This is a genomic window from Streptomyces ardesiacus, assembly GCF_003112575.1.
GTDB lineage: Bacteria > Actinomycetota > Actinomycetes > Streptomycetales > Streptomycetaceae > Streptomyces > Streptomyces ardesiacus.
In genome coordinates, this window is record NZ_BEWC01000004.1 from 127,195 (window position 1) to 145,448 (window position 18,254).

An 18,254-nucleotide genomic window follows, 5' to 3' on the forward strand; every position below is an offset into this window, starting at 1 on the left:
TGGGGCGGACGCCCCCTCAGCACCGCGGCCTGGCCGACCGTGAACCACAGCCCTGAGGGCCGAGGGGACGGGTTCAGGAGATGGACAGCGACAGGAGGACGCCTCAGGAGGCGGACGGTTCGATCTCGCCCGCGAAGACGATGACCTGGTCGATGAGGTTCCGTCGCAGATGGACGACGTCCGTTCCCGCCAGGCGGGGACCTCCGTCCGGCGTGGTGAAGACCCACTGGTACCGGGCCCACTCGTCAGGCATGTCCACCGCCGAACAGCGCACCATCGTGCCGGTCCCCGCCGGGTGGCGCCGAATGTCCAGCACGAACCGCTCGACCGCCGCGATCCCTTCGCTGCGGCCCAACGGCCCCCAGAAGACCACGTCTGAGGTCAGAGCCTGGGAGAGCAGATCGGTCACATAGCTGTCGTCCGAGGCGTTGAACGCGGAGATGAACATGTCGATCGCGGAGCGTGCAATCTCTTCCTGCATGCCCCAGTAATACCAGCAGTTTCGCGTGCGTTCGTCCTGCGAGCCTGCGCCCAGGCCCCGGTGAACCCCCTGTCACAGCATCACGTCGGCGGTCTTCGTCCGGACGAACGGCCTGGCACTGCCGGGCAACGGTCGCCGACAGCGGCGGAGTTCCGGACCGGACGATGCACACCGCACCGGGGCCGAGTGTCGACTCAGGTCACTGGACTCGGTGCCCTGCGAGCGTGTCCAGGACGTCCGCAACGGGGGTGGGATCCAGGGGGCCGACGTGTGACGCCGCGGGAAAATCGTGCACGCGGAACCTGTTGCCGGGTGTGGACGCGTCGGCCTCCGCGATCATTCTGTCCTGGAGCGCGGTGGCGATCGTACGGTCCCTGCCGAAACGCAGGTACGTGCGGGGAATGCGTCCCCAGGTGCCCGCCCGGCCGACCGCTCGGCCCGCGTAGGCGGCGACGGGCTCGTCGGTCTGCATGCCGGCCAGGACCCGGCGGAAGTCGGCGTCGGGGTAGTCCGCGCAGATCATCTCCTTCAGGAGGGCCAACTCGCCCTTGACACCGGTGCGGAAGTTCAGCCGCAGCACCCCGAGCCGGTCCGGGTCACCCACCGTCAGCTCCACCGGGCTGACCGCGTTCGCGTTCTCGGGTGCCGCCGTGCAGGCGTCAGCCGTGGGCAGGACACGGCTGGGACAGAAGGCCGCCATGTAGCAGATGTGGTGAAGCAGGTGGGGCACGGCGTCGCCCACACGGCTGACCGAGACGCCGCCCAGGCTGTGCCCGACCAGCACCACCGGGCCGTTCCGTGCGGCCCGCCGCACGATGCCCGTGACGCGCGCCTCGTAGTCGTCCAGCCCGAGGCCCTTCAGCGGGGAGGGCTCGACCGCCATCGCCGTGAGGTCCTGCCGCTGGTACGACTCCGCCACGAAAGCCTCCGCGCCGTGCCGCGGCTGGTCCACCATGACGACGCGGTGCCCGCGCAGCACCAGTTCCCGCGCGATCGGCATCCAGAACGCGCCGGCGCTGTGGGTGCCGTGCACCAGTACGTAGGTTGCGGGCCCGCGACGCGGGGCCGCCGCGGCCGGCGAGGCCCCGAGCCCGGTGGCCATCGCCACGCCTCCCACCGCGAGTCCCAGCCCACGCAGCGCCGTCCGCCGGGTGGTGCCTGTCCGTTCTTCGTTCGTGTCATCCCTCATGAACACGACGCTACGGACGGCCTGTTCGGCCCACCAGCGGTCCAGCACCCCCACAGGGGTGGACCCAGCACCACCCTGTCGTGCGGCTGGCGGGCACCGACCCGCGCGCCATGAGCGGCCCGACCGACGCGCAAGCGAGCATCTCCCAAGACCGTCTCACTGCTCGTTCTTCCCCTACCCTGAATCGCATGGACGCACCGGGGGACATCGTTCAGGGCCGTTTCGAGCTGATCGAGCGGCTCGGCAGTGGGGGAATGGGCATGGTGTGGCGAGCTCGCGACACCACGCTGCACCGTGACGTGGCACTCAAATCCGTACGCCCGGACATCGATGCCTCCGACACGATGCGCGAGCGCGTCCTGCGCGAGGCCCGGGCCTTGGCACGGCTCAGCCACCCCAACGTCGTCACTGTCCACCACATCGTCGAGGCTGCACCGCACCCGTGGATCGTGATGGAGCTGGTGCCCGGCACGTCGCTCCAAGAGCGCCTTGCCTCCGGCCCGTTGAGCCCCCGAGATGCGGCGGGCATCGGCCGCCAGGTGCTTTCCGGGCTGACGGTGGCTCATGCGGCCGGCATCCAGCATCGGGACGTCAAGCCGGCGAACATCCTGCTGCGCCCCGACGGCACCGCCGTCCTCACCGACTTCGGCATCGTCTCCTTGCAGGGCACCACCTCGCTGACCGCCACCGGCGAACTCATCGGCTCCCCCGAGTACATCGCCCCCGAGCGCATACGCGGCCACGACGCCGACCCGGCGTCCGACCTGTGGTCCCTGGGGCTCGTCCTGTACGTATGTGTCGAGGGCGTAAGCCCGATGCGCCGCGCGTCCACGCTCGCCACACTCGCAGCCGTCCTCGACGACCCGGTTCCCCCGCCCGCCCACTCGGGTCCGCTCGCCCCCGTCCTCGGCGCCCTCCTCGTGCGCGATCCCTCGGCCCGGCCCGACGCGGCACAACTGGACGCCATGCTGGCCCAGGTCGAAAGGGGCACGAGCCCGTACTGGGCCCAGCCGACGGTGACGGCGGTGACACCGGGGACTCGAACCCCGACCGCAAGCTGCGACCTGCCGGAGACCGCAGGATCCGGGATTCCTCGGCGCCGCCGCACCACGATCATCGCTGCCGCGGCCGCTCTCGTGACCGCCGGGGCGGCACTTGCGCTGGGCCTCACTCTGCGGTCAACCGACAACGGGGCGAAGGCAGTCGGTGCAGGAGACGGCACGACGAGCACCTCGTCGGCACCGACCGTCTCCAGCGCGCTGTCCAGCCCCGCCGCTGAGCGGACGGCGACACCCACCAGGTCCCCCCAGGAGAAGGTCTCCCCCGCTCCGGCCCCGTCGAGGACGCCTTCCGATCCACCCACGGACGGCCGCTGGATCGCACAGCTCTTCTCCGAACCCGTCGCCTCGGGCAGCGCAGCGCGCGACCAACGTCTCAGACGCATCCGCGCCTCCGTCCCTGAGGCGACCTTCGTCCGTAGCGACGAGTACGCCTCCCTCCGCCCGGGCTTCTGGGTGATCTACGCTCCGGGCCCCTTCCCCAACGGGCGGGCAGCGCTTGCCTTCTGCGCCGAACATGGACGTGATACGGCGAACACCTGCATCGGACGCTACCTGAGCACCAGCCGAACCGACTTCCCCCTCCAGTGCCGGCCCCCGGCGGCGAACCCATCGGGCCGCTGCTCCCGCGACACGTAACACCCCCTCTGGGACACGACCACGCCACGCAGGACGAGGCGACGCCCCGGCAAGGAGGCCGGCCTTTCCTGGGCGCGCGAGGCGTAGGGGAAGCCGGTCAGGACGAGTGCCTGAACGTCGCCTGCCTCGAGACCGGGCAAAAGGCCGTACGAGACTCGGGACAGGCGGGCAGACCGCGCCATGGTGTCAGGCGGGCCGTGGAGCGTGCGCGGCCGGAGCAGTCGTGACCTTGCGGGTCTCGCGCATGAGCAGCAGGCCGTTGGCCACCATCAGTGTCGCGGTAAGGCCGTGGACGCCGAGCGCGGCGGCCACGGAGCCGTGGTGGGCCAACACGTTGGCCATGTCCCCGTATGCCGCAAGGGCCTCCACCAGCATGGCCCAGCCCAGCGCCCGGCGGTGACCTGCCACGAGCAGGACCCCCAGCACCAGGGCCATGACGAGGTCGCGGGTGCCCTTGACGATCAGGAAGCCACCACCGTCCCCGGACGGCCAGCTCGGCAGGCCGAAGCCCGGCGCCACCGTCTCCGGGCGCAGGACGAACTCCGACCCGAACCAGAGAATGAAGAGGATGAAAGCGACGGCCAGGACGGTGTTGGTCTTCTTCAGCGACATCGTTCTGCTCCTTGTGGGTGTCGGTCTCAGACGAGGGCGGTGACCAGGAAGACGAAGGCGGCGACGATGACGGCGACGCGGACGTAGTGGTAGCGGTCCCAGCGGTTCATCTGCTCCTTCCAGTCCGCGGGCCGGTTCTCGGGGGTCCACGTCTTGCCCCGGTTGTTGATCGGGACGAGCAGCAGGAGCGACATGATCACGCTGACGATCAGCAGCGCGGCGGCGATGACGACGAGTCCGGTGCCGGGGCGGTCCCATCCGGCGATGGCCCAGACGGCACTGAGGACGAGTGAGCCGATGTACCAGAACGGCATGAGGGCGCCGAGCATCCGGCCACCGTGGGCACGGGCGAGCTGGTCACTGTCCTCGGGAAGGGCGCTGAAGATGCGGTTCATGACGAAGGCGACGGAGAACTCCACCCCCACCATCAGGCCGACGATCACGGTGGTGAACACCTCGAGTGCGTTGAGCATGATGACCCCTCCTGGGATCTAGCGTCGCTAGATGATGAGGCAACGCTAGCACTGTTGCCGCTCGATTGTCTAGCGGTGCTAGGGTTGGGTCATGTCAGTACAAGAACGCAAGCAGCGCGAAAGGGCGGAGCGCGAGCGTCTCATCGTGGCGACAGCCCGCGAACTCGCCGAGCAGCAGGGCTGGGACGCGGTCACGACCCGCCGGCTCGCCGAGCGCATCGAGTACAGCCAGCCGGTCCTCTACAGCCACTTCCGCGGCAAGCGGGAGATCATCGGCGCCGTCGCCCTGGAGGGCGCCACCGAGCTGGCCGGGGCGGTGCGTGCCGCGACCTCCGCCGCGCACGGCCCACGCGAACGGGTCGCCGCGCTCGCCCGCGCCTACCTCGACTTCGCCGCACTCAACCCGGCGGTCTACGACGCCTTGTTCCAGCTCGACGGCGGCCTGGCATACGCGCAGGAGCACACCCCGGAGCCGCTGAAGGACGCCTTCGCCGCACTGCTGGAGAGCCTGGGCGAGGTCGCCGGGGACGGTGTCCATCCGGGGCTGTTCACCGAGGTGTTCTGGGCGTCCCTGCACGGCCTTGCGACTCTGACCCGGGCGGGACGCTTGCTGCCGGAGGACGCCGCGCAGAGGGTGGAGTTGCTGGTGGACCGGCTCGCCGTGGTCTGACACACCGTCCCGGCGGCCGGGCACACGAGAAAGAGGGAGGAAAGAGGGCCGTCTCCGTCCGGGGATGACGGGCGACCCTCTTCCTCGCGGTGGAGCTGGCTCTACTGCTGGTAGGAGCCGGGTCGCGGGGCTTCGTCGTGGTACTGGCCGGGCCGCTGGTGTCCGTCGTGCCGGTAGCCGCCCTGCTGGTAGGGCTGCCGCGGAGCCTGTGGCGCGGACGGCTGCCCGTACTGCTGCTCGGCGGCGAACCGCGCGTACTGGGGCTGCTCCTCGGCGTTGCGCCTGGCGGGCTCGGTCTGGTCCGGGAAGGAGGTCGGTCCGCCGGGGCGCGAGACCCTGCCGGGCCACCAGTTCCCCTTGCCCAGCGCCGTCATCAGGGCCGGCAGCACGTAGATCCGGATGATCACGGCGTCCAGCAGGATGGCGGCCGCGAGACCGACGCCCAACTGCTTGAACTCCACCATGCTCAGCGTGCCGAAGATCGCGAAGACTCCGACCATGACGATCGCGGCGCTGGTGACCACGCCCGCGGAGCGGGTGATGCCCTCACGGACGGCGGTCCTGGTCGGGGCGCCCGCGAGGGCCGCCTCGCGGATCCGGCTGACCACGAAGACGTGATAGTCCATCGACAGCCCGAACAGGACCACGAACAGGAACAGCGGCAGCCAGGAGACAACCGCGCCCGAGCTGTGGAAGTCGAGCAAACCCTCGGCCCAGGTGTTCTGGAAGACGGCGACCAGGACACCGAAGGCTGCCGCGGCGGAGAGCAGGTTGAGCAGGATCGCGGAGAGCGCCACGGCGATCGACCGGAAGATCAGCACCATGGTGACGAAGGTCAGCAGCAGGACGAAGCCCACCACCCAGGGCATGCGCTCCTCGAGGTGCGCCGTGAAGTCGACGCCCTGCGCCACCTTGCCGCCGACCGCGCTCTCGGCGCCCGGCACGTCCGCCATCGCGTGCGGCACCCACTCGCGCAGCACGTCCAGGGACTCACGGGCCCCGTCGCTCTTCGGCTGGAAAGGGGTGCCGACGTCGACGATGTGCACCCTGCCGTCCTCGGACACTTCGATGGTGGGGATGGAGTCGTGGGCGAAGAGTTCGTCCTTCGCGGTGCGCTCCAAGAGGCCGTTCAACGCGGTCTTCACGTCGTCGGCCCGGTCGGCGGGCGCCCGGACGGCGACCTGGTGCACGGTGCCCTTGCTGGGGAAGTGTGCCGTGAGCCGGTCCATCGCCCGCACCACGGCGATGTCCCGGGACAGGTCGTCGGAGCCCGGCTGCTTGAGCTTCATGTCGAGGGCCGGCACCGCCAGCAGCAGCAGCGCGCCCACGGACACCACCAGCGTGATGAACGGCTTCGACAGCGCCGGACGCAGCAGCGCGGGCCACACCCGCGACTCGCCCGAGCGCATGGTGAGCCGCCACAGGAACGGCACCTTGGGCTTGTCGACCCAGCGTCCCAGCTTGGCGAGGAGGGCGGGCAGCACGATCAGCGAGGCCAGTACGGCCACCGCCACCACGATGATCGAACCGGTGGCCAGGGAGGCGAAGGTCGCCTCGTGCGCCAGGTAGAGGCCGGCCATGGCCACGATGACGGTGGTTCCGGACACCACGACCGTGTGCCCGGAGGTCTCCGCCGCGACCTCGATGGCGTCGACGTGGGACTTCCCCGCGCGGCGTTCCTCGCGCTCCCGCTTCAGGTAGAAGAGCGAGTAGTCCACGCCCACGGCCATGCCCATGAGCAGGATGACGTTGCCGACCGCGCTGGTCTCGGGCAGGACGTGGGAGGCGAGCGTGGACAGTCCGACGGCGGCGCCCACGCACGAGAGGGCCAGGACCACCGGCACGCCCGCCGCGATGATCGCTCCGAAGACCACGAGCAGGATCAGCAGGGTCAGCGGCAGGCTGATCAGCTCGGCCTTCTTGAAGTCCTCGCCGAGCGTCTCCGACAGGCCCTTGGCGGTCGAACCGGTGCCCACCTCGTCGACCCGCACGCCCTCGTGGGCGTCCTGGACCGACGCTCCGGCGTCGAGCAACGGCTGCACGCGCCGGTCGGCGTTCTCGGTGTCGCCCTTCATCGTCACGGGGACCAGCAGGGCCTCGCCGTCGGGTGCGGGGACCGGGTCGCCGACGTCCTCCACCTCGTCGAGGGCCTTCATCCGCTCGACGACGTCCGCGGCGGCCTCGCGGCCGGCCGCAGGGTCCAGCTTCCCGCCGTCCTCGGCGGTGATCAGTACGTTCTCCTCGGCCTTCTCGGGGAAGTCACCGGAGTGAACGATCTTGCCGGCCCGGCCGGACTCGCGGACGCCGGACTCCTCGTCGCTGATCGCGTTCGTACCTGCCGCTCCGCCCAGAACGAGGCACGCGGCGACGAAGACGACCCACAGGCCGATGGCGGACCACGGGTGCGTGGCACTCCATCGCGCGATCCGTACTGTTGCCGGCTTCTTTCGCACCTTGCGTCCTTCCGTTGCTGCAGGCCGGCCCCAAAAGCGGGTCGGATCTCGACGAGCAGAACGCTAGATCCACCGGAAGTCGGGGGATACGAGGTAAACCGTCGTACTGACCGCGGCTTTCCGCAGGTTCACCGTGCGGAAAGCCGCAGGTGCCGCCCTGCGGGAAACCGCAGGCAGAAACCTGCGGAAAACCGTAACGCCTCTTGGAATCCTCGCCCCTTGAAAGACGGACGGTTACGTTCGGAGCGCGAATTGACCGGCGCCCCGAAAGGGTGAGCAATAGACGCACATTCCTTGGCGATGATCCGCCGAGGCGCGGCGACATTTGAGGGAGGAAATCGGAGTCACGGTCCTCACCCGGCAGCAGGGTGCCGAAATCGTCAGGAAAACAGAGGCGGCACGTCGCGCGTCAGGACTCCAGGTACCGCAGTACGGCCAGGATCCGGCGGTTGTAGCCGGTGGCGTGGCCGAGTTCGAGCTTGTCGAAGATCATGTTGAGATTCTTCTCGACGGTGCTCATGGAGATGTGCAACTTCTCCGAGATCGCCGCATTGGTGTGCCCCTGCGCCAGTGTCTCCAGGACGCTGCGCTCCCGAGGGGTCAGCCGGGCCAGCGGGTCGCTGTGTGTCGTGCGGATCACCAGCTGCCGTACGACCTCCGGGTCGATGGCGGCGCCGCCCGCCTCGATCCGTTCCAGTGCGTCGAGGAATTCCTCCACTTGGGCGACCCGGTCCTTCAGCAGGTAGCCGACCCGCTCCGCGTTCGCCGTGAGCAGCTGCGCCGCGTAGTTGCGCTCTATGTGCTGGGAGAGGACGAGCACCCCGACGCCGGGCCACCGCTTGCGGATCTCCAGCGCCGCCCGCAGCCCCTCGTCCGTGTGGGTGGGAGGCATCCGGATGTCCACGACGACCATGTCCGGCCGCAGCAGCTCGATCTCCCGCAGGAGGGCGACGGCGTCGCCCACTGCGGCCAGGACCTCGTGACCCTCCTCGCTGAGGAGCCGGACCAGCCCTTCTCGCAGCAGGGTCGAGTCCTCGGCCAGCATTACGCGCACGGCAGCTCCGCGGTGATCGTGGTGGGGCCCCCTGAGGGGCTGTGGACGTGCAGCCGGCCGTCCAGGGCGCCGACGCGGGTGCGCAGCCCGGTCAGTCCGCTGCCCTCCGGCTTGGCGCCGCCGACGCCGTCGTCCTCGACCTGGACGACGAGGACCGGCCCGTACTTGCGGACGCTCACCTGGATCTCCGTGGCGGCCGAGTGCTTGGCGGCGTTGGTCACCGCCTCCGACACGACGAAGTACGCGGCGGTCTCCACGGAGGCGGGCAGCGGCTCGGCGAGCGCGAAGTCGGTCCGGATGGGGATGCTGCACCGTTCCGACACCCCGGCGAGCGCCTCCTGGAGCCCCAGATTGTCCAGCGCCGTCGGATACACCCGCCAGGCCACTTCCCGCAGTTCCGTCAGGACGTCCTGTGATTCCTTGTGGGCCTGCTCCAGCAGGCTGCGCGCCTGCTCGGGCGTGCGGCCGCCGCGACGGGCCCGCCCGAGGAGCATGGCCAGCGCGACCAGACGCTGCTGCACGCCGTCGTGCAGGTCCCGCTCGATGCGCCGGCGCTCGGTGTCGACGGCCTGGAGCACCGCTGCCCGGCTGGTGGCCAACTCGTCGATGCGTTGCTGCATCTGCTCGCGCTCCGAGGGCCCGAAGCACTCTCGGGCCATCCGCGCGTCGAGCGCCTCCAGCGAGAGCAGGCCCTGTACGTCCAGGAAGAGCAGCACCCCGCCGAGTACGACTTGGGTGACCAGTTCCCGGCCGTCGAGGGTGCCCCGGGCCAGACTCGCGACGAGCAGGCCCGCGAGGACGGCGCCGAAGGCGAGGAGGCCGAGCACCACGCCGGTGATCAGGCCGGCGTAGGCACGGGCGGCGAGGTAGCGCAGGATGTGCTGGTCGGGCACGGGACGATCGGGGAAGGAGTCCCCGAAGAAGACCGAGCGGCGCCACCGTTCGAGGGCCGTCAGCCGCCGGGCTCCGGAGGTGAGGACGGCGAACGCCCAGCGCCGGGTGCGCGGCCACAGCAGGAGCGGGCCGAGCGGGACACCGGCGACGACGAAGTACAACAGTCCCAGCACCGCGGTCAGACAGCCCAGGAAGACGCCCGCGGCGCGCCGCGGCAGCGCCGGGGCGGGCTTGGCCGCGGGCTCTGCTGCCGGCAACGTGGTTCCGGGCACCGTCGGGAGGGGCTGGATGGTCGTGTCCGCCGAATCCCCCTGCACATTCGGTGAGCCTAGTGGGGCGGCGCAACCGGGGCAAGATCGCTCGGTCCGGGTCAGGACGGGACTGGTCACGACGAGCGGCGGTGCTGGGCGGTGCCGCGCGAGCGCAGCCGGACCAGGATGTAGAAGGCCAGGGCGAGGACCACCATGACCAGGACGGCCTTGCTGATCACACCGACGTAGTCGCCGACCTTGTCCCACTGGTCGCCCAGCCAGTATCCCGACATGACGAGCACGGTGTTCCACGTCAGCGTGCCCAGGCCCGTGAGGGCCAGGAAGGTCGGCAGGGGCATGCGTTCCAGGCCGGCCGGCACGGAGATGAGGCTGCGGAAGATCGGCACCATGCGGCCGAGGAAGACGGCCTTGGTGCCGTGCTTGGCGAACCACTCCTCCGTCCGCTCCAGGTCGGAGGTCTTGACCAGCGGCAGCTTCGCCCAGATCGCGTACATCCGCTCGCGGCCGACCAGTGCGCCGATCCAGTAGAGGACCGCGGCTCCCACCACGGACCCGAGAGTGGTCCAGAAGAGGGCCGCGAACAGGCTGATGACTCCCTGTCCGGCGGCGAAGCCGGTCAACGGCAGGATGATCTCGCTCGGCAGCGGCGGGAAAACGTTCTCCAGGGCGACAGCGAGGCCGGCGCCGGGCGCGCCCATGGCGTCGACCAGGTCGGCCGCCCATCCCGCGATGCCGTCCGCAGGCTCCTGTGGCAGCGCAAGGGGGATGTGGTCCATACGAAGTCTCCAGGTACGAAGCGCACGCCGCGGGCCGGTGCCGCGATCCGTTGACCACGCTAGAAGTGCCTGCTCAGCGCCGGTATGCGGATAGCCGTCGAAGTCGTACGGTTTCCCGCACCTCGGACCCTGCGGTTTTCCGCAGGGTCCGAGGTGGGGGCGGACGGGGAATCGGCAGCAAGGTGCCGGCGGAACGGCATTCGTTGGACGCCCTGTTTCCGGCCTGATCGGCCTCCCCCCTCTTGCCCCCCTCAAGTCCCGTTGGCTGCAACGGACTTGGCTCTGCGCCCATCAGGACGAACGACGTCACCATGCAGTTACTGACCTCCAAAGCGTGGTGTCGTAGGGGCTGACGCCTGAAGAGCAGGTCGTGGGAGCCGAGTTGTCGGCTTGCCCGGTAGATCGCCCGGGCGTCGACCGGTCCGGGGCCCGATCAGCCCCGGACCGGCACCCCGCACGCGATGCCTCAGCCACCGCAGGCGCAGCCCGCCGCAGGCGTGGCCTCGGCCGCCTCCGGCCGGCCGGAACAGCAGGCGTCGCCGTCCAGGTCGGCACTCTTGCCCATCTGGTCGGCATCGGCCTTGACGACGTAGACCTCCCACGGCTCCTTGCCGGGGCCGGTCACCCAGACCTTGTCCTGGAGGGCATAGCAGCAGGACGTGTCGCTCTCCTCGAAGGTGGCGAGCCCGGCCTCCTTGAGCCGGGTGGTGGCGGCGGTGACCTCGTCGGTGCTCTCCACCTCGACGCCGAGGTGGTCCAGGCGGGTCTCCTGTCCCGGCTCGCCCTCGATGAGGACGAGCTTGAGCGGCGGGGCGGTGATCGCGAAGTTCGCGTAGCCGGGACGGCGCTTGGCGGGCTCGACCCCGAAGAGCTTGGAGTAGAAGGCGACGGACGCTTCGAGGTCAGCGACGTTGAGCGCGAGCTGGGCACGGGACATTACGGACTCCCCCATCAGGTTGCATTGAACACTGTCGATACAACCTTGCGCCTTGAATCGAAGAACGTCAACATAGAGGCATGTCGAAACAAGAGCTTGTGGTGCTCGGCCAGGACGACACCAGGGGGTGCTGCCCCGCCCTGCTGACCACCCCACTGGCCGAGGGCCAGGCAGAGACGCTGGCGAAGGTGTTCAAGGCCCTGGGCGACCCGGTGCGGCTGCGGCTGCTGTCGATGATCGCCTCCCGCGCGGGCGGGGAGGTCTGCGTCTGCGACCTCACCCCCGCCTTCGACCTGTCGCAACCGACGATCTCCCACCACCTCAAGCTGCTCAGGCAGGCCGGGCTCATCGCCTCCGAACGCCGCGGTACGTGGGTGTACTACCGGCTCCTGCCAGAGATGACCGACCGCCTCGCCCAGATCCTCACCCGGCCCGCCGGACAGCCGCCGACCGCAACCGCGACCACCGGTGCCGCCTCATGAGCGCCGACACCACCACGGCCGTGGCGCCCACGGGCCCGGCCGCCGGGCGGCTCTCGTTCCTGGACCGCTTCCTGGCCGTTTGGATTCTGATCGCGATGGGCGTGGGCCTGGGCCTGGGCCGCCTCGTTTCGGGCCTCGGTGACGCACTCGCCAAGGTCACCGTCACCGGCGTCTCCCTGCCCATCGCACTGGGCCTGCTGGTGATGATGTACCCGGTGCTCGCCAAGGTGCGCTACGACCGGCTGGACGCCATCACCCGCGACCGGCGCCTGCTCATCCCCTCCCTGGTACTGAACTGGATCATCGGCCCGGCGCTGATGTTCGCCCTCGCCTGGCTTTTCCTGCCCGACCTGCCCGAGTACCGCACCGGCCTGGTCATCGTCGGCCTCGCCCGCTGCATCGCCATGGTCATCATCTGGAACGACCTCGCCTGCGGAAACCGGGAAGCCGCCGCCGTCCTGGTCGCCCTGAACTCCGTGTTCCAGGTGATCGCCTTCAGTGTGCTCGGCTGGTTCTACCTCTCCGTGCTGCCCGGCTGGCTCGGCCTGGAGCAGACCGGACTGAACATCTCGATGTGGGAGATCGCCCGCTCCGTACTGATCTTCCTCGGCATTCCTCTGCTGGCCGGGTTCCTCACCCGCCGCCTGGGCGAGAAGGCCAGGGGCCGCACCTGGTACGAGACGAAGCTGATTCCGCGTATCGGCCCGTTCGCCCTTTACGGGCTGCTGTTCACCATCGTGGTGCTCTTCGCTCTCCAGGGCGACTCCATCACCTCCCAGCCGCTCGACGTCGCCCGCATCGCACTGCCGCTCCTCGTGTACTTCGCCGTGATGTGGGCCGGGTCCATGGCCGTCGGCCGCGCGGTCGGACTGGACTACCCGAAGGCGACGACGCTGGCGTTCACCGCCGCGGGCAACAACTTCGAGCTGGCCATCGCCGTCGCCATCGCCACCTTCGGCGCCACCTCCGGCCAAGCCCTCGCCGGCGTCGTCGGCCCTCTCATCGAAGTACCGGTCCTCATCGGTCTCGTCCACGTGGCCCTGGCCGTCCGACGCCACTTCCCTCCGCCCGTCATGCCGTCCGGTCGGACCGTCGCCCCGGAAGGCTCTGCCCGTGCCTGAGACCAAGCCGTCCGTGCTCTTCGTGTGCGTGCACAACGCAGGCCGCTCCCAGATGGCCGCCGCGTTCCTCGCCCACCTCGCCGAAGGACAGGTCGAGGTCCGCTCCGCCGGATCCGCCCCGGCCGACGCCGTGAACCCGGCCGTCGTCGAAGCGATGGCCGAGATCGGCATCGACCTGTCCGCCGAAACGCCCAAGATCCTCACCGCGGAGGCGCTACAGGCATCCGACGTGGTGATCACCATGGGCTGCGGCGACACCTGCCCCGTCTTCCCCGGCACGAGGTACCTCGACTGGGCACTCGACGACCCGGCCGGTCAGGGCATCGACGCTATCCGGCCCATCCGCGACGAGATCGCACAGCGCGTTCGCAGCATGCTCACCGAACTCCGAACCCACTGACACGTCCCACGGCAGAAAGGCTGACGTCGTCGTGGCAGACGGTGCACTGGCCCCGGCCTCCTCCCTGAAGGCCGGACGAGAGTGCCAGGCTCCTCGCGCCCGTCTGCGTGAGACGGACCGACCCTAGAGGGCGGCCCCGGCTTCGAGGTCGAAAGGGACACCTGTGAGCTCTTCGCTCGCCGCCCACAGCCGCCTGCCCTCCGCGGGGTCGTCGGCGCCCGTGGGAAGTTTGACGGGCTTGGGGGTGCCGGAGGTCTGGTCGCGTCCGGCGGGGCCGATGAACCGGCCCGACCGGACGTGCGGGCTGGTCGCCGCGTACAGGGAGGGCCAGGCGGCGCCCTCGGGGGAACCCATGAGGAGGCGTGCGGCGATCGGGGTCACGATGCGGCTCAGCGCGCCGGTGCCGTGCTGCTGCAGGCCGGTCATCGCCGACCCCGGGTGGACGACGAGGGCCTCGACGGGGCTGCTTGCGGTACGGCGCGCGAGTTCGAGGGTGTAGACGATGTTGGCGCGCTTGGACTTGGCGTAGGCGCCCATGGCGCGGTAGCTCTTCTCGCTCATCAGGTCGTCCAGCCTGCCCATGGACCACCGCGCCGCGATGGCACTGACGGTGACCACGCGCGGCGCGGGCGAGCGGCGCACGGCGGGCCAGACCTGGGCGTCGAAGGCGAAGTGGCCGAGGTGATTGGTGCCGACCGTCATCTCGAGGCCGTCGCTGGTGGTCCGCCGCTCCGGGAGGTTCATCACGCCGGCGTTATTGAAGAGCAGGTCGACCGTCTCGGTCTCGGCGATTCGGGTGGCCGCGTTGCGCACGGAGGAGAGGTCGGAGAGGTCGAGCACGAGGGTGCCCGTCCGGACCCCGGGGGTCGCGGCGCGCACAGCCTCCGCAGCACGGTCCAGCTTGGCCTGGCTGCGGCCGGCCAGGACGACGCGGGCTCCGTGCCGGGCGAGCGCGCGGGCGGTCTCGAGACCGATTCCGCCGTTCCCGCCGGTGATCAGGGCTGTGCGACCGGTCTGGTCGGGGATGTCGTCGGGGGTCCAGTGGTTCACCGTGGCCACGCTCCTCGAATTCGTTGATTCCGTGCTCGGTCGTGCGGCGCTCGGCGGTTTCGTGACACCGAGTGGGAAGAACATGCCGAGGGTGTCCTCGACGACCGGCGACGACCTGGACGATGTCCAGGCGCACGCCGCTGAAGGCGCCGGCGGCACTGGGCGCCATGAGCCTCCCTCAGGCGTCGGTGCCGGCTTCGTCGACGCGGGGCATGGGGCCCGGTGCGGAATCCAAGACCCACCCCTTTTCAGACCGGTGGTCTGTTCGACTGTGTCCCAACGTATTAGACCGCTGGTCTGATGTCAAAAGACCGGTTGTCTGTAATCTGGGGGCATGACGAACTTCCAGCGCGCGCGCAGTGAGGAGCAGCGGGAGGTACGGCGCCGGGCCATCCTCGACACCACGGCCGCCATGCTCGAGGAGATGCCCATCGGCGAGGTCAGCCTCAACGAGCTGAGCCGCCGCGTCGGGCTGGCGAAGTCCAACGTGCTGCGCTACTTCGAATCGCGTGAGGCGATCCTGCTGGAGCTGCTCGACCGTGCCTGGCGGCAGTGGGTGGCCGACCTGCCTGCCCTGGTGCGCGCGGGCATCGACGAGGACGCTCCGGTGCACCGGCGTGCGGAGCAGTTCGCCGCCGTCATCGCGGGCTCGCTCGCCCAACGCCGGGTCCTGTGCGACCTGCTGAGCGCGCAGGCGGGCGTACTGGAACACAACGTGTCCCCGCAGGTGGCCGCCCGCTACAAGCGCGCAGCCGTGGCCAACGTCGCCGACATCGCGGCGTTGGCCCAGCAGCACCTTCCTGAGCTGGGCGACAGCGCACCGCAGTTGACCGCAGCCATGATCATGGCGGTCGGCGCCGTGTGGACCCACGCACGGCCCTCCGCCGCGATGCTCGCCGCCTACGAAGCCGACCCCTCACTCACCGCGTTCAAGCTGGATTTCGTGACTGCCCTGCGGGAGATGCTGGCCACGCTCATCGCGGGCACCATCGTCCGCGCCTCCGCCTGAGCCCGGTTCTGCCCCGCTCGCCTCGGAGCATCCGCGCGCGTCTGCAACAAGGCTTCGACAAACGACAAGTCCAGGCACCGACGGCCGGCACCGGGCTACGGTGTCGGCCGTCGGTGCCTCCGGCTACGGGCTCCGGCTACGGGCTCCGGCTACGGGCTCCGGCTACGGGCTCCGGCTACGGGCTCCGGCTACGGGCTCCGGCTACGGGCTCCGGCGTGCGTGCGGTGGCCGCACGCACGCCGTGACCAGTGGCGGTCAGACCGGGTCAGACGGGTGGTCAGACAGTCATCCGATCGGCTTGGCGGCAGCGGGTCAGAGCCCGGCGGCCGAGGAGCACGGCGCCCAGCCCCAGCGGAACGGCCACGATGGCGCCGACGAGTCCGTTCCCGGTGCCGGGACCACCACTGGAGGTGGCCAGATGCAGCACCGCGAGCCCCGTGCCGACCGTTCCCACGGCGATGGCCGCCACCCCGCCGGTACGCGCGTTGCCGGTGCTGATCCGGCGACCGGCGCGGGCCAGGGCCAGCCAGCCGATCACCAGCCCGAGCGCCCCCACGGCGAGGGCCAGGTTGGCCCCTGTCCGCCCGTCGCCGATGGCCCCGCCCTCGGCGGCCGCCATCAGTGCCGCTGAAGAAGTCATGCCGCTCCCCTCCTGTTGTCTCCGTCGCCACTTTCGACGTCCGATGTCCCTGGAGAGCATGCGCGCCGGCCTTCATGCCGGTCGTCCAGCAGACGCGGGCACTTCCCGCTGCCGCCGCCGTGGCATCCGGATACCGCGGCGGCGGCACGCGGCTCGGTGGTACCGCAGATGCGGTAGCCGACCGCTCGTCCATGGGGCGGACTCGCCCCCAACGGCATCAGGCTACGGTGCACCCATGAACAAAGGACGGTTCGCTGTCCCGGCCGCAGTCACCGACTGGGTGACCGCCGTGGGCGTGGCGGCGCTGCTGCTGGGCACCGGGCTGTCCGCGCCGCACCCGGCCGGGGGCCACGAGCTGGTCGGTTCCGCGCTGCTGGCGGCCGGCGGGCTGGCGCTGGCCGCGCGCCGCCGGGCACCGCTCGCGGTCCTGGCCGTCACCGGGCTGTGCGCCGTGGGCTACCTGGGAGCCGGGTTCGAGGCGCTCTCCGTGCCGTATCTGATCGCGGTCTACGGCGCGGTGCGCGCCGGGCGCCGCACCGCCGCGCTGGCTGCCTCCGCGGGCCTGCTCGCCGTGCTCCACCTCACGGCCCTGCTCCTTCGTGAGGGATCCGCGCGCGAGGTCGTGGCGCAGGCCCGGAGCACCCTTGAACTCGCCTGGCTGATCGCCGCGTTCGCCGCCGGGGAGGCTGTGCGGCAGGCCGAACGGCGGGCGGACGAAGCCGAGCGCACTCGCGAGGAGACCGCGCGCCGCCGGGCCGACGAGGAGCGGCTGCGCATCGCGCGGGAGCTGCACGACTCGCTCACCCACCAGATCTCGGTCATCAAGGTGCAGTCCGAGGTCGCGGTCCACGTGGCCCGGCGGCGGGGCGAGCGGGTACCGGAGGCCCTGCTGGCGATTCAGGAAGCCGGCCGGGAAGCGAGCCGCGAGCTGCGGGCGACCCTCGAGGCGCTGCGCGACGACGGCACCACCCCGCCGCACGGTCTCGAGCACATCCCCGACCTGGTGCAACGATTCCAGGGGCTTGGTCTGGCGGCGACGCTGATGGTCGAAGGACGTCCGCACGCCGTACCGGCCGCGGTGGGCCGTACCGCATACCGGATCGTTCAGGAGTCGCTCACCAACGTCGCCCGGCACGCTGCCGCCACCACCGCCTCCGTACGCATCGACTACCGGTCGGACGCTCTCGCCATCCGCGTCGACGACGACGGAAAGGCCACCTTGCACCCCGTGCCGACGTCCGGGCTCGGGCTGCTCGGCATGCGCGAACGCGTCACGGCCCTGGGCGGCCGACTGCACACCGAGCCGCGCAGTACGGGCGGTTTCACCGTTCAGGCCGAACTGCCCACGACCGGAGCCTCGTGATCCGGGTCCTGCTGGTCGACGACCAGCCACTCATCCGCAGCGGCTTCCGCGCGCTGCTCGACCTCGAGGACGACATCGAGGTGGTCGCCGAGGCCGCCAACGGTCAAGAGTGCCTCGCACTCCTCGAGGAGTGGCTGCCCGACGTCGCCCTCATCGACATCCAGATGCCCGTCATGGACGGCATCGAGGCGACCCGGCGCATCGCCGCTGACCCGGCCCTGGCCGGCGTACACGTCGTCATGCTGACCAACTACGGCATGGACGAGTACGTCTTCGACGCACTGCGCGCCGGGGCCGCCGGATTCCTGGTCAAGGACATCCTGCCGGAGGACTTCCTGCACGCCGTACGCGTCGCCGCCCGCGGTGACGCCCTGCTGGCCCCCGCCATCACCCGTAAACTCATCGACCGGTACGTCACCCAGCCCCCGCCGGCCCCCGCCGGCGGCGGGCTGGAGGAACTGACCGGCCGCGAACGCGAAGCGGTCGCCCTGGCCGCACACGGCCTGTCCAACGACGAGATCGCCGACCGCCTGGTCATCAGTCCGGCGACCGCCAAGACCCACATCAACCGGGCCATGGCCAAGCTCCACGCCCGCGACCGCGCCCAGCTCGTGGTCCTCGCCTACGAGTCCGGCCTGGTGACTCCGCGCCGCTCCTGAGAAGTCCGTCCGGAACTTGTCC

The 18,254-nt window shown here is 70.4% G+C and carries 19 protein-coding genes; 8 read left to right on the top strand and 11 right to left on the bottom strand.

The window, feature by feature from the left end; translation table 11 throughout:
* Nucleotides 1-103 precede the first annotated feature (103 nt).
* A complete protein-coding gene (locus tag Sdi02f_RS15500) occupies nt 104-481 on the bottom strand; it encodes a nuclear transport factor 2 family protein (RefSeq protein WP_108933479.1) in 378 nt (125 codons plus the stop codon).
* Between the two features lie 199 nt (nt 482-680).
* Complete coding sequence (locus Sdi02f_RS15505) at nt 681-1,676, bottom strand: alpha/beta hydrolase (protein WP_108933562.1); 996 nt, start codon at nt 1,674-1,676, stop codon at nt 681-683.
* Between the two features lie 182 nt (nt 1,677-1,858).
* Between Sdi02f_RS15505 and Sdi02f_RS15510 the strand changes: the two genes are divergently transcribed.
* Nucleotides 1,859-3,367, top strand: a complete 1,509-nt coding sequence (locus tag Sdi02f_RS15510; protein WP_108933480.1) for a serine/threonine-protein kinase — start codon at nt 1,859-1,861, stop codon at nt 3,365-3,367.
* 186 nt (nt 3,368-3,553) lie between these two features.
* Here Sdi02f_RS15510 and Sdi02f_RS15515 read toward each other — a convergent pair whose 3' ends face one another.
* Nucleotides 3,554-3,979 (bottom strand): DUF4267 domain-containing protein, encoded by a 426-nt coding sequence (locus tag Sdi02f_RS15515; RefSeq protein ID WP_030400579.1) that lies wholly within the window; start codon nt 3,977-3,979, stop codon nt 3,554-3,556.
* Nucleotides 3,980-4,005: 26 nt separating this feature from the next.
* Complete coding sequence (locus tag Sdi02f_RS15520; protein WP_030400578.1) at nt 4,006-4,452, bottom strand: anthrone oxygenase family protein; 447 nt, start codon at nt 4,450-4,452, stop codon at nt 4,006-4,008.
* 91 nt (nt 4,453-4,543) lie between these two features.
* Here Sdi02f_RS15520 and Sdi02f_RS15525 point away from each other — a divergent pair, with 91 nt between their 5' ends.
* Nucleotides 4,544-5,122 carry a TetR/AcrR family transcriptional regulator gene (locus Sdi02f_RS15525; protein ID WP_030400577.1) on the top strand — a complete coding sequence of 193 codons (579 nt, stop codon included), beginning with the start codon at nt 4,544-4,546 and terminating at the stop codon, nt 5,120-5,122.
* Between the two features lie 101 nt (nt 5,123-5,223).
* Here the strand turns inward: Sdi02f_RS15525 and Sdi02f_RS15530 are convergent, their stop codons facing one another.
* The 5 genes from Sdi02f_RS15530 to Sdi02f_RS15550 all read right to left on the bottom strand — a co-directional run bounded on the left by Sdi02f_RS15530 (nt 5,224) and on the right by Sdi02f_RS15550 (nt 11,508).
* A complete protein-coding gene (locus Sdi02f_RS15530) occupies nt 5,224-7,575 on the bottom strand; it encodes an MMPL family transporter (protein ID WP_108933481.1) in 2,352 nt (783 codons plus the stop codon).
* A 409-nt stretch (nt 7,576-7,984) separates the two neighbouring features.
* Nucleotides 7,985-8,620: a response regulator gene (locus Sdi02f_RS15535; protein ID WP_037798700.1), complete on the bottom strand. Its 636-nt coding sequence runs from the start codon at nt 8,618-8,620 to the stop codon at nt 7,985-7,987.
* On the bottom strand, nt 8,620-9,780 hold the full coding sequence (locus Sdi02f_RS15540; RefSeq protein WP_108933482.1) for a sensor histidine kinase: 1,161 nt from the start codon (nt 9,778-9,780) through the stop codon (nt 8,620-8,622). Before Sdi02f_RS15540 ends, Sdi02f_RS15535 begins: the two co-directional genes overlap by 1 nt.
* Nucleotides 9,781-9,908: 128 nt before the next feature.
* Nucleotides 9,909-10,571 carry a DedA family protein gene (locus Sdi02f_RS15545; protein WP_031082453.1) on the bottom strand — a complete coding sequence of 221 codons (663 nt, stop codon included), beginning with the start codon at nt 10,569-10,571 and terminating at the stop codon, nt 9,909-9,911.
* A 466-nt stretch (nt 10,572-11,037) separates the two neighbouring features.
* Complete coding sequence (locus Sdi02f_RS15550) at nt 11,038-11,508, bottom strand: ArsI/CadI family heavy metal resistance metalloenzyme (RefSeq protein ID WP_030400572.1); 471 nt, start codon at nt 11,506-11,508, stop codon at nt 11,038-11,040.
* Nucleotides 11,509-11,588: 80 nt separating this feature from the next.
* Here Sdi02f_RS15550 and Sdi02f_RS15555 point away from each other — a divergent pair, with 80 nt between their 5' ends.
* The 3 genes from Sdi02f_RS15555 to Sdi02f_RS15565 are packed head-to-tail and all read left to right on the top strand — an operon-like array spanning nt 11,589 to nt 13,511.
* Nucleotides 11,589-11,990 carry an ArsR/SmtB family transcription factor gene (locus tag Sdi02f_RS15555; protein WP_030400571.1) on the top strand — a complete coding sequence of 134 codons (402 nt, stop codon included), beginning with the start codon at nt 11,589-11,591 and terminating at the stop codon, nt 11,988-11,990.
* Entirely contained in the window at nt 11,987-13,111 is a 1,125-nt protein-coding gene (gene arsB, locus Sdi02f_RS15560) for an ACR3 family arsenite efflux transporter (RefSeq protein WP_108933483.1), read from the top strand. Before Sdi02f_RS15555 ends, arsB begins: the two co-directional genes overlap by 4 nt.
* Complete coding sequence (locus tag Sdi02f_RS15565) at nt 13,104-13,511, top strand: arsenate reductase ArsC (RefSeq protein ID WP_108933484.1); 408 nt, start codon at nt 13,104-13,106, stop codon at nt 13,509-13,511. Before arsB ends, Sdi02f_RS15565 begins: the two co-directional genes overlap by 8 nt.
* A gap of 123 nt (nt 13,512-13,634) precedes the next feature.
* Here the strand turns inward: Sdi02f_RS15565 and Sdi02f_RS15570 are convergent, their stop codons facing one another.
* Nucleotides 13,635-14,561, bottom strand: a complete 927-nt coding sequence (locus Sdi02f_RS15570) for an oxidoreductase (protein WP_167458181.1) — start codon at nt 14,559-14,561, stop codon at nt 13,635-13,637.
* A 334-nt stretch (nt 14,562-14,895) separates the two neighbouring features.
* Here Sdi02f_RS15570 and Sdi02f_RS15575 point away from each other — a divergent pair, with 334 nt between their 5' ends.
* Complete coding sequence (locus Sdi02f_RS15575) at nt 14,896-15,570, top strand: TetR/AcrR family transcriptional regulator (RefSeq protein ID WP_108933486.1); 675 nt, start codon at nt 14,896-14,898, stop codon at nt 15,568-15,570.
* A 277-nt stretch (nt 15,571-15,847) separates the two neighbouring features.
* Here the strand turns inward: Sdi02f_RS15575 and Sdi02f_RS15580 are convergent, their stop codons facing one another.
* Complete coding sequence (locus Sdi02f_RS15580; RefSeq protein WP_030400566.1) at nt 15,848-16,210, bottom strand: DUF6223 family protein; 363 nt, start codon at nt 16,208-16,210, stop codon at nt 15,848-15,850.
* Nucleotides 16,211-16,445: 235 nt separating this feature from the next.
* Between Sdi02f_RS15580 and Sdi02f_RS15585 the strand changes: the two genes are divergently transcribed.
* Nucleotides 16,446-17,573: a sensor histidine kinase gene (locus Sdi02f_RS15585; RefSeq protein WP_108933487.1), complete on the top strand. Its 1,128-nt coding sequence runs from the start codon at nt 16,446-16,448 to the stop codon at nt 17,571-17,573.
* On the top strand, nt 17,570-18,232 hold the full coding sequence (locus Sdi02f_RS15590; protein WP_030400564.1) for a response regulator: 663 nt from the start codon (nt 17,570-17,572) through the stop codon (nt 18,230-18,232). Before Sdi02f_RS15585 ends, Sdi02f_RS15590 begins: the two co-directional genes overlap by 4 nt.
* The last annotated feature ends 22 nt before the right edge of the window (nt 18,233-18,254 follow it).

What these genes read in the sequence shown, in the direction of transcription:
- Sdi02f_RS15555 (WP_030400571.1), top strand. Translation starts at nt 11,589, where the DNA reads ATGTCGAAACAAGAGCTTGTGGTGCTCGGCCAGGACGACACCAGGGGG.
- Sdi02f_RS15535 (WP_037798700.1), bottom strand. Translation starts at nt 8,620, where the DNA reads ATGCTGGCCGAGGACTCGACCCTGCTGCGAGAAGGGCTGGTCCGGCTC.
- Sdi02f_RS15510 (WP_108933480.1), top strand. Translation starts at nt 1,859, where the DNA reads ATGGACGCACCGGGGGACATCGTTCAGGGCCGTTTCGAGCTGATCGAG.
- Sdi02f_RS15515 (WP_030400579.1), bottom strand. Translation starts at nt 3,979, where the DNA reads ATGTCGCTGAAGAAGACCAACACCGTCCTGGCCGTCGCTTTCATCCTC.
- arsB (WP_108933483.1), top strand. Translation starts at nt 11,987, where the DNA reads ATGAGCGCCGACACCACCACGGCCGTGGCGCCCACGGGCCCGGCCGCC.
- Sdi02f_RS15575 (WP_108933486.1), top strand. Translation starts at nt 14,896, where the DNA reads ATGACGAACTTCCAGCGCGCGCGCAGTGAGGAGCAGCGGGAGGTACGG.
- Sdi02f_RS15545 (WP_031082453.1), bottom strand. Translation starts at nt 10,571, where the DNA reads ATGGACCACATCCCCCTTGCGCTGCCACAGGAGCCTGCGGACGGCATC.
- Sdi02f_RS15520 (WP_030400578.1), bottom strand. Translation starts at nt 4,452, where the DNA reads ATGCTCAACGCACTCGAGGTGTTCACCACCGTGATCGTCGGCCTGATG.
- Sdi02f_RS15550 (WP_030400572.1), bottom strand. Translation starts at nt 11,508, where the DNA reads ATGTCCCGTGCCCAGCTCGCGCTCAACGTCGCTGACCTCGAAGCGTCC.
- Sdi02f_RS15525 (WP_030400577.1), top strand. Translation starts at nt 4,544, where the DNA reads ATGTCAGTACAAGAACGCAAGCAGCGCGAAAGGGCGGAGCGCGAGCGT.
- Sdi02f_RS15580 (WP_030400566.1), bottom strand. Translation starts at nt 16,210, where the DNA reads ATGACTTCTTCAGCGGCACTGATGGCGGCCGCCGAGGGCGGGGCCATC.
- Sdi02f_RS15500 (WP_108933479.1), bottom strand. Translation starts at nt 481, where the DNA reads ATGCAGGAAGAGATTGCACGCTCCGCGATCGACATGTTCATCTCCGCG.
- Sdi02f_RS15585 (WP_108933487.1), top strand. Translation starts at nt 16,446, where the DNA reads ATGAACAAAGGACGGTTCGCTGTCCCGGCCGCAGTCACCGACTGGGTG.